Source organism: Vulcanisaeta distributa JCM 11217 (genome assembly GCF_001316005.1).
Taxonomy (GTDB): Archaea; Thermoproteota; Thermoprotei; order Thermoproteales; family Thermocladiaceae; genus Vulcanisaeta; species Vulcanisaeta distributa_B.
On sequence record NZ_BBBJ01000004.1, the window covers coordinates 78,589 to 87,772 of the forward strand.

At 45.4% G+C, this 9,184-nt stretch carries 14 protein-coding genes and 1 pseudogene; 10 read left to right on the forward strand and 5 right to left on the reverse strand.

Translation table 11 applies throughout. The features are described 5' to 3' along the window. From JCM11217_RS05275 to JCM11217_RS05285, 3 genes are all read left to right on the forward strand, one after another. Entirely contained in the window at positions 1 to 615 is a 615-nt protein-coding gene (locus tag JCM11217_RS05275; RefSeq protein ID WP_054842295.1) for a haloacid dehalogenase, read from the forward strand. Between the two features lie 164 nt (positions 616 to 779). After that, positions 780 to 1,232 (forward strand): hypothetical protein, encoded by a 453-nt coding sequence (locus tag JCM11217_RS05280; RefSeq protein ID WP_054842296.1) that lies wholly within the window; start codon positions 780 to 782, stop codon positions 1,230 to 1,232. A 64-nt stretch (positions 1,233 to 1,296) separates the two neighbouring features. Next, positions 1,297 to 2,070, forward strand: a complete 774-nt coding sequence (locus JCM11217_RS05285) for a SagB/ThcOx family dehydrogenase (RefSeq protein WP_243678440.1) — start codon at positions 1,297 to 1,299, stop codon at positions 2,068 to 2,070. A gap of 54 nt (positions 2,071 to 2,124) precedes the next feature. Here the strand turns inward: JCM11217_RS05285 and JCM11217_RS14125 are convergent, their stop codons facing one another. Continuing rightward, a complete protein-coding gene (locus JCM11217_RS14125) occupies positions 2,125 to 2,331 on the reverse strand; it encodes a hypothetical protein (RefSeq protein WP_243678441.1) in 207 nt (68 codons plus the stop codon). Further along, positions 2,328 to 2,573 (reverse strand): DUF2258 domain-containing protein, encoded by a 246-nt coding sequence (locus JCM11217_RS14130; RefSeq protein ID WP_243678442.1) that lies wholly within the window; start codon positions 2,571 to 2,573, stop codon positions 2,328 to 2,330. Before JCM11217_RS14130 ends, JCM11217_RS14125 begins: the two co-directional genes overlap by 4 nt. 118 nt (positions 2,574 to 2,691) lie before the next feature. Between JCM11217_RS14130 and JCM11217_RS05295 the strand changes: the two genes are divergently transcribed. Further along, positions 2,692 to 2,964 carry a DUF211 domain-containing protein gene (locus tag JCM11217_RS05295; RefSeq protein WP_243666457.1) on the forward strand — a complete coding sequence of 91 codons (273 nt, stop codon included), beginning with the start codon at positions 2,692 to 2,694 and terminating at the stop codon, positions 2,962 to 2,964. Between the two features lie 2 nt (positions 2,965 to 2,966). After that, positions 2,967 to 3,446, forward strand: coding sequence for a hypothetical protein (locus tag JCM11217_RS05300; protein WP_054842297.1), 480 nt, complete (start codon positions 2,967 to 2,969; stop codon positions 3,444 to 3,446). 29 nt (positions 3,447 to 3,475) lie between these two features. On the opposite strand, the gene JCM11217_RS05305 is transcribed toward JCM11217_RS05300, so the two are convergent. Together JCM11217_RS05305 and JCM11217_RS05310 are read right to left on the reverse strand one after the other, a co-directional pair. Continuing rightward, entirely contained in the window at positions 3,476 to 3,895 is a 420-nt protein-coding gene (locus JCM11217_RS05305; RefSeq protein ID WP_054842298.1) for a Trm112 family protein, read from the reverse strand. Positions 3,896 to 3,952: 57 nt separating this feature from the next. Beyond that, positions 3,953 to 5,721 (reverse strand): annotated as a pseudogene (locus tag JCM11217_RS05310) (succinate dehydrogenase/fumarate reductase flavoprotein subunit). A 104-nt stretch (positions 5,722 to 5,825) separates the two neighbouring features. On the opposite strand from JCM11217_RS05310, the gene JCM11217_RS14135 reads away from it, so the two are divergent. From JCM11217_RS14135 to JCM11217_RS14145, 5 genes are read left to right on the forward strand one after another with little or no spacing between them, the layout of a single operon-like run. After that, positions 5,826 to 5,978 (forward strand): hypothetical protein, encoded by a 153-nt coding sequence (locus JCM11217_RS14135; RefSeq protein WP_243678443.1) that lies wholly within the window; start codon positions 5,826 to 5,828, stop codon positions 5,976 to 5,978. Continuing rightward, positions 5,975 to 6,823 (forward strand): hypothetical protein, encoded by an 849-nt coding sequence (locus JCM11217_RS05315; protein ID WP_243678444.1) that lies wholly within the window; start codon positions 5,975 to 5,977, stop codon positions 6,821 to 6,823. Before JCM11217_RS14135 ends, JCM11217_RS05315 begins: the two co-directional genes overlap by 4 nt. Positions 6,824 to 6,826: 3 nt before the next feature. Beyond that, a complete protein-coding gene (locus JCM11217_RS05320; RefSeq protein ID WP_054842299.1) occupies positions 6,827 to 7,933 on the forward strand; it encodes a DUF373 family protein in 1,107 nt (368 codons plus the stop codon). Continuing rightward, entirely contained in the window at positions 7,893 to 8,285 is a 393-nt protein-coding gene (locus JCM11217_RS14140; RefSeq protein ID WP_243678445.1) for a hypothetical protein, read from the forward strand. Before JCM11217_RS05320 ends, JCM11217_RS14140 begins: the two co-directional genes overlap by 41 nt. Further along, the gene (locus tag JCM11217_RS14145) at positions 8,279 to 8,665 is read left to right on the forward strand and encodes a hypothetical protein (RefSeq protein ID WP_243678446.1); all 387 of its coding nucleotides are present in this window, start codon (positions 8,279 to 8,281) and stop codon (positions 8,663 to 8,665) included. Before JCM11217_RS14140 ends, JCM11217_RS14145 begins: the two co-directional genes overlap by 7 nt. Here JCM11217_RS14145 and JCM11217_RS14150 read toward each other — a convergent pair. Then, positions 8,662 to 8,844: an orotidine 5'-phosphate decarboxylase / HUMPS family protein gene (locus JCM11217_RS14150; RefSeq protein WP_243678447.1), complete on the reverse strand. Its 183-nt coding sequence runs from the start codon at positions 8,842 to 8,844 to the stop codon at positions 8,662 to 8,664. The genes JCM11217_RS14145 and JCM11217_RS14150 overlap by 4 nt on opposite strands. Positions 8,845 to 9,184 lie beyond the last annotated feature (340 nt).

The following is a 9,184-nucleotide window of genomic DNA, read 5'->3' on the forward strand; positions in this document are numbered from 1 at the left end:
ATGATTGACACCGATGGATTGAGGACGAGGTTGAGGGAGCTTGAGGAGGTTAAGGATGAGGTTATTGAGACTGGGGTTAAGGTGAATAGGCTTTCTAAGTCCGTAATATACTCATTGATTAGGGATGACATTGAGACTGCGCGTAAATACATAAGAGAGATGCAGGATCTCGTTAATAAACTCAGGGAATTGATCGCCAAGTACCCAATGTATTATAATAACGCAGTAATTAGTCTCCAGGAGTACGTTGAGGCCATGACAATGTGGTTCTTCATGACCGAGAACAGAATACCAAGCCCGGGCGAGTTAGGTGTCGATGCCGAGCCCTACATAAACGGTATTGCCGACTTCACGGGCGAGCTCAGTAGAAAGGCAACTGAGGAGATGATTAAGAATAACTTGGACTTCGCGTTAAAGGCTAAGAGGGTTATGGAGGAGCTTTACCTGGATTTACTCAGTCTAGAGCCCAGGGATTACGAGATGAGGAAGAAGGTTGATTACGTGTCCTCCAACATTAACTGGCTTAATGAAAAGATATTTTACAAGACATTAAATATTAAGGTGGTTCAGGAGCAATCATCGAAAAACTCCAACGTAAATAATTCACTGGAGTAAAGCTTAAAAATTTTCTAAATATCTCGATCTCGTGACCCCCCTTCACCAGAAATATAGGAAATGAACAAAGTTCTACAGCAAATACAGGTGTAAAGCTGAGAAAGGCACTGACGTTTTGGGACCTGCTCTTCCTATCAATATCGGGGGGGATATATATATATATTGTGATAACGGCCTTTGGCTTACCATTACTAATACTAGGTTGTAGAAAGGCCATTGGTATGGGCAATGGCGAGGCCATGGCTTTCTCAGCGATTTTCTGGATCGCGTTAATTATGGTGATTTATTACGGATTCGTAGTCGGCGCACTACCGTTTTACGAGTATTGGTCTGCGTTCGCATTAATATTGATTGGGGGTATTACGTATCTATACTATAGGTCGAGGAATGATTACGTTAGTAAGGAGGTTAAGGCGAGTACCTGGTTCATTGGCTACATGATCGTGTTTGGCGCTTTATCCTACATGGGCTCGCTGGGAATGGGCTACATTCAATATCCATGGGACTACCTAATTGCGTTAGCCGTATCAATAGTATTCTTCATAGTATCAGTGAAACAGGGATTTGAGACCAAGGAAATAAGGCAGGTTAAGGAGGGTAACCTGCCTATTGAGTAGTCATGTGGTAATGCAATGCTTAGGGTTTAAATCAAAACAATGAATACCTATTGTTGAATTCCTTATGTGTGAGGATGAGGTGTTGAGGGATGTAATACCCAGTGAGGCTTTGTTTATGTTCAGGAAACTCATAGGTAAGGATGTCGGCGCTGCCTGTGACTTCCTAATGAGGCATTATAGGGATGAGTACTGGCCCAGGAGGGCTGGCGTAATGCCTCCATTGAGGATGGTGAGGAGTAGCCATGTGATTAAGTTGCCAAGTCCCAAGGGCATAACAATGACTGTAAGCAATGCAATTACCATAAGAAGAAGTGCGGAGGACTTCATCGATGAACCGATAAGTATTGATGACTTAGCAACAATATTGTTCTTAGGGCTGGGTATTACGGGCTGGACCCAGGCCTATGGGCTTGATAAATACCCACTTCGTGCATACCCATCCGCGGGTGCTTTACAGCCCATTGAGGCTTACCCAGTGATTCATAACGTGACGGGGTTAAGGGAAGGGCTTTATCACTATGACCCATTCAGCCACGCATTAGAAATCCTTAGGTTGGGTCGGTTTAATTCATTAATGGCTGACCTAGCCCTTGGACAGGACCATGTCAGTAGGGCGTCGATAGTAATCATACTCACGGCATTTTACTCACGAACACGCTGGAAATATTGGAAGAGGGCCTTGAGGTATGTCCTTATTGACGCTGGCGCGGTCATGGAGAATATGTATATTGCGGCCACTGGTTGGGGCTTGGTGTTAGGGCCGTGGGCGCCTTCTATGATGAGGAATTGTGCAGATTCCTTGGTATTGACTGTATTGAGGAATTTCCCGTACTCCTAATGCTTATTGGTAAAGAGGCACGTGGTTTTTAATTAAGGGCGGATTATTCAATGCTCATATCGAGCCTATTATGCTCCTTATCTTCTCAATCTTCCTTTCCAACTCACCGCATTTCTCATCAACAATCTTACTCACTTCATCCTCCGTGTATAATCTTTCAATCTTCAAATCAGAGAAATTAAGCTTATTTGCCTTTTGATCGTATGAAACCACGACGCTTATCCTCACGAGAGCCAGCTTATCAATGTTCCTCTTAATCATCTCTCATACACAGCCTTATTCAACTCCGCTATATCCCTAAGTATAACGTCTTCAGGAACCATCTTCGAAAAAGCCGCGAATGCCGCACGCCTTAACTTATCCGCGAACCTAGCAGCTATTATAATGCCTGTCCTTAACTCAACGGTTAATGGTCCATGGAATGTGAATCCGCTGTATAGTTTTTCATATTCTGCAGCTCGTTCCTTATCTCGTTCTATATCCTCACTTGGTTTCCAAGACATATTACACTATTTAGTTGGGCTTCATTTAAAACTTATTTTCCGATGCTGGGTTAAATACTTAAGTAGGGGGGGTATACTCTATTTGTTTTGATCTAAATTGGGTGGGTTACGTAGGGTTGTGCTTGATGTTGATATACCAAGTAGTGTCTCTACCGTGGAACTTGCGGATAGGTTGGGCAGAGTTAGCGGTGTTAAGGCCGTTAACGTCACCGTGACCGACACGGACGTCGAGGTTCTCGGCCTGGTTATCGTTATTGAGGGTGACAACATAAATTATGACGATGTTAAGAGGGTTATTGAGGACCTGGGTGGTGCAATTAGGAGCATTGACCAGGTGATTGTTGGTGAGTACATACTTGAGCTTAATCCTCAACTACTTAAGGAGAGGTGAGTATGGTAAGTATTGACGGTAGGTACCTAGTGCTTGGTTTCCTGGATAGTGTTTTGACGACGCTCGTGTTGGGCGAGACCATGCGAAGTACCGTTAAATTAGTGGTTATAGTTACGACGATAAATCTAATAACGGCGTTCATGGCTGAGTATATCGAGGAAAGGAGCTCATTAAGCCATATCGAGAGAGCATTATTGATGAGGAGGGGTTCGTTACTGAGGACGAGCTTGCATAGGAGGGCCATATACGATGCGTTAATTAAGGGCTTGGTATTTGGCGCCGTGTCGCTGCTGGGCGCCTCAGTTACGAATTATACGATGTACCTGGTTAGGGTGTTTTGGATACCCGTGATTCCGGTGATCATTCTTGGAGTCTTTGGCACATTAATGAGTAGGTACTTTAGGGGGGGTAATGCCGTACTGTGGCTTATCCTCTATGTAATGCTTGGTATTGTAATGTCATTTATAGGAACCGTTGTTTAATGATGAGCGGTAATTCATGATAATAATATTCATGATGATAAGTTAACTGGTTTGCCCTCCTTCAATATCTTATTTCCAAGCTCAGGATTAACCTTAACTAGTTGATCCTTAACCCTGTCAAGGAAGGCCTTATCCTCCTCCTTATTCCTGAGCTCGTCAGGTAGTAATATCGGTATTTCATCCTTTATTGGGTACCAACGACCGCACTTGGGGCAGTACAATATGCCCTCGACGACCTCCCTCTTGATGCATTCATCGCAGGGTAGTTCCTGCGGGTTTGGGTAATTCTTTATGAAGACATTCTTAAGGGCGCAATACTCCTCACAAAACGGTCTCTTATTCCACTCATACTTTCGTTCAGGGTATTCCTTCTCCCTGAGCACTATTAATGTTAGTGGGAATGTCTTGTCGTATGGACATGCCAATACATCCATTAACCTGTACTTCACGAGAAAGCCCTGTTAATACCCTTTAATTACTTTTACCTTTAGTGAATTTTGAGCGCCTCAGTACTTCCTCTCCTCGGGTTTCCATCTAGTTATGCGGACGGGTACGTAGCTAAGCCTTGGACCGTCAGTCGTGTAGAAGTACAGTGTGTGCTTCAACCAATTAACATCATCCCTCTTTGGATAATCAAGCCTGTAGTGGGCACCTCTTGACTCGGTCCTCGTTAATGCACCAACTATTATCAACTCCGCCTGCTCAAGCAGGAAGTCTAACTCAAGCACATCCCTAAGGTTCGTGTTGTAGTACCTGCCCTTATCCTCAATCCTAACATTCGGGAATCTCTCCCTCAATCTCTTTATTGTTGAATAGGCCTCCTCAAGCCCGCTCTTATCCCTAAACACGTAGACGTAGGTGTCCATCGTCCTATTCATCTCCTCCCTAATGGAGTACGGATTCTCGGCACCAACCTCCTTATGCAATAACTTATCGAATATCCTACTCTCCTCATTGGCTACCTTCGTCGCTATATCACCAGTGTACTCCAGCATTGAGTCTGGGGGGGCAGACATTGCATACTTAGCGGCAGCCTCACCAGTTAACCTACCCCAAACGAGACACTCACTCAGCGAGTTACTACCTAGCCTATTGGCTCCATGGACGCTGACATTGGCAGCCTCGCCGGCAGCCCATAGGTTTGGTACCCTGGTCTTATCCTCATCAAGCATTACCTGGCCGTATAAATCAACGTGTATGCCACCCATCATGTAGTGCATTGCTGGTCTAACTGGTATTGGCTCGTCGACTGGGTCTATACCCAATGTTTTAATGGCTATTTCCCTAATCATAGGTAACCTCTTGTTGATTCTCTCCTCACCAAGGTGCCTTAGGTCCAGTAGGACGTAGCAGAGCCCGGATTCCTCATCTATAAAGCCTCTACCCTCCATGCACTCCGTAATTATTGCCCTACTAACTATGTCTCTAGGAGCAAGCTCCATCTTACTCGGTGCGTACCTCTTCATAAACCTCTCGCCCTCCTTATTGATTAAGTAACCACCCTCGCCCCCCCTTGCACCCTCCGTTATTAAGATGCCATTGGGTACTAAGGCTGTTGGGTGGAACTGTGGAAATTCCATGTCCTTAAGTGGTATTCCAGCCCTATACGCCAGTGAGTAACCATCGCCTGTTGATGACCAGGCCATTGTCGTGAACTTGTAAACCCTACCATTACCACCCGTTGCTATTATACCCGCTTTAGCAAGGATTACCTTAAACTCGCCAGTCCTTAGGTCAATTGCCGTAACGCCTCTAAATACCCCCCCATGATCCATCAATAGCGATGTAACGAAATGTTCATGAAGCATTTCAACATTATCGAATCTAAGTACGTTGTCGTATAACGTACTCATGAGGAAGAAGCCACTCTTATCCTGGGCGAATGTCGTCCTGGGTATGGACATACCACCGAAGGGTCTCTGTAATATCCTGCCCTTCTCATCCCTGGACCAAGGAACTCCCAGGTGATCCATGAATATTATCTCCTTAGGAGCCTCTCGTACCAGTAGCTCAACGGCATCCTGATCCGCTAAGAAGTCGCTGCCCTTAACCGTATCGTATGCGTGTAAATCAAGGCTATCACCCGTCTCCTTTGGATATAAAACCGCGCTTGCACCGCCTTCGGCACTCACAGAGTGGCTTCTCATTGCGTGAACCTTTGATAGAACAGCAATCCTGATTTTGCCTGAGAAACCCTGGCAGCCTCAAAGGCAGCCCTTAAACCAGCTAAGCCGGAACCAATAATTACTAAGTCGTACTTAAGTACTTCAGTCATATCCTAACTCGTTTTACATAGGTGGTTTATATTTTCTTCCCTTATCGAGATCTCAGGACCGGGATAAGCATTATTAATACCTTCCTTAGTATGGCTTATTTTGAATGGCGTTTTTAAATGAGGAGGAGCTGGAGAGCAAGATTAAGGAGTTGAGTGGTGAAATTCTTAAGATTAGGAGCGAGATTGAGAGTAGGGAGAAGGAGCGGGAGGGTCTTCGTAATGAGTTGAATAGGGTTAGGGAGGAATTGAGCGCGTGATCAATCAACTTAATAGTAAGAGGGCTGAGTTGAAGGGTGTTAAGGATGAAATTGCTAGGTTGAGGAAGAATAGGGATGATATAGTTAGCACATTGAAGCAGCTTAAGGATAGGAGACTCGAGTTGCTTAATAGGATTAAGGAGTTGATAGATAGGGTGAGGAAGTATAGGGAGTTAATGAAGATGATTAATGATTTAGTTGGCGGTAAGCCTGTTGATAAGGATAAGCTGAAGGAGTTAATCGATAAGCTTGAGTTTGAGCATGAGATCTCGCCCACAGACCCTGAGAAGGAGTGGGAGTTTTTCAGGACGATACAGCAGTTGGAGAGGGAGTTGAATGCGGCCGAGGTCCTCTCAAGGATTAAGGAGTACATAAGCCGTGATTCTCAGGAGATTGAGAAAATGCGTAAGGAGAGGATGGAGTTAGGTCAACAAATGAGGGACCTCTACAGTAATGCCCTCGCCAATATTAAAGCTCAGATACAGGAATTGAGGAAGAAGAGGGAGTCCATCGTGAATGAGATCATTCAATTAAAGAGCAAAAGGGATTCGCTTAAGGCTAGGAGGGATGAGTTGAAGAAGGCGATATTGAGTAAGTCGGCTGAGATAAAGGAGTTGAGGGCTCGTTTAAGGGAATTGAATGACGAACTAAACAAGTACCAATTATTACTAGCCGCTGCGCGCAAGTCAAAGAACTTAGCCATAAAGAGGCAGGAGGAGGCGAGAATTAAGGAGGAGTTGAGGAGGAGGGCTGAGGAGGGTCTTCAGAAATTGATGAGGGGGGGCGAGAGGGTATCACTGAATGATTTATTAGGTCTGGAGTCTGATGAAGATAATGAGAAGTAAGCCATGTCTAAGCTCGTAAGAAGACTAATAGTGTTGTACGTTGATAGGGATAATGACGTAGGCGAGAGACTTGGTGTCCCAACGCCAATAATTGGTAGGGATAACGTGCTTAAGGTGGCTACGGAGTACATACTTAGGTACCCAGATGACTCCGATGCAAATGCCATGTTTGGCGCAATACAACTCTATGACACGTTGATCTCCACGTTCGGGATTAACAACGTGGAGATAGCCGTGGTTACAGGAACAAGTTCTGAGGATGTCACGGCCGACATGAAGATACTTAATGAGGTTGATAAAGTACTCCAGGTATTTGATGCTGATGGCTTCGTCGTAGTTTCAGATGGACCTTCTGATGAGGTCGTCGTCCCGCTTATTCAATCGAGGAGGCCCGTAGTTTCAGTCAGAAGGATTGTCGTTAAGCAGACAAGGGGTTTTGAGGAGTTTGCGGTACTCGCCAGGTATTATATTGGTAAATTATTTAGTGAGCCCAGGTATAGAAGGTATGCACTTGGTGTGCCTGGAGCTCTATTACTCATTTACGGCGCATTCTACAGCGTGTGGCCGTACATACCCACCATGATTAGGACTATGATCGTGGCGAGCATAACGATTTTATTGGGCGTCACGTTTATACTTTACGGCTTTAATCTCCATGAAAGTTTGCTTAGATTTCTTAGGATGTATGAGGCCACATTCTTCATATCGGCACTATCAATATTCTTCGTAATAATATACTCACTATCTACTTATTATATGCTACATCAGACCATACCACTTTGGGGTGCGTTGAATTTATTTGACTTAATCGGGCTTGTGGTTGGTGCAATACTCACAGTTAATGCGATTGAAGTTTACATAAAGTTTAGGGCTAGGCCCTTCGGTAGGATAGCCGCTGATGTTCTCCTGACGGTATTCCTATTACTGGTGGCGAGCGACTTGGCTGGTTATATGCTTGGTAAGGTAAGTACATACACATTACTCTCCAATTTAATGATCTACACTGTGGTAGGGTTAATAACGTTGATCATACTGGGTATTTTGAGGAATAGGTATGGTAAGGTTAAGGGTGGAGGTAAGCCAGGACCTAAGGGCGTTAGCGTACGGTGAGTTGGAGGCATTGAGCGAGTTATCTGGAGGTTCCCTGGACCTTATTGAGGATTCCAGGGATTTGGTGGTGGAGTATAGGGGCGATCTTGAATCGTTAAGGAGGAGGATCTGTAGGGCCGCATTAATTAAGCGTGCCTGGATTAGTAACGGTGCTGGCGAGAAGCTCTTTGCCGAGCTTGATAGGTCGAGGTATAGAGTCTTAAGGAGGGGGGGTAGGTGGGGGGGTGACACCGTTGTTATTGACCTACGCATTGCGAGACTTCTTGTTAATTTGGCGAGGACTGAGGAAGGTGGGGGGGTCTTCCTCGACCCATTTGTTGGCTCTGGGATAATTGCCCAGGAGCTATGTTAATAGGCGCCCACGTAATTGGGGGGGTAGATATTAACCCTAAGTACCTGGGTTTCTTAAGCAATAATGTGTACGTTGATTCTGTGAATTCAGATTCCCTATTGAGCCCCCCCATTAGGAGTGGATCCATTCATTCAATAGCAACGGACCCACCATACAATAGGTTATCAATAAGTGATGTTGACCTTGACTCATTATACAGGGGCTTCGCCGAGGAGGCCTTTAGGGTTTTGAGGAGTAACGGTTATGTGGCCTTTTCACACCCAACATACGTTAACTCTCTTGATTGGTTTCTAAATGCCGGCTTTGAATTAGTAATTAGCGGTCTGCAGTACGTTCATGGCGGATTAACACGGTTAATCTATGTTTTTAAGAAGCCTTAGTCAATACCGAGTAATCTCCTGAGGTTCTTGGCCGCCACTACGGGGTCTGGGGCCTGCGTTATTGCCCTGCCGACGATGACCACGTCGATGTTCGTACCCCCCCTGATCTTGGGTGCCACCCTCTCATCAATGCCGCCGGCTATTGCAACGGCTAAACCATAACTATTCTTAATGCTCACAGCCTCACTTATCAAGTCATCAATCGTTAAGCCCCCCCTACTCCTCTGAACGTCAATCCCAAGGTGGAGGCCGACGTAGTCGGGCCTTAACCCTGCATTGAGCAGTTCCCTAATCCTAGCCGTAGGTCCTTAACGCTTATCATATCTACCAATGACTTACCACCAAGTCTCCTTGCCTCATTGATAAAATCGCTGATTGTCTCATTGGCTGCGGCGCCCAGGACACTGACTATGTTGGCCCCCCCCGCGTTAATTGCTAGCCTGGCTCGAGAGCACCGACATCCATGGTCTTGAGGTCAGCCATTATTTCCATGTTTGGGCAGGCAACCCTTAATGCACT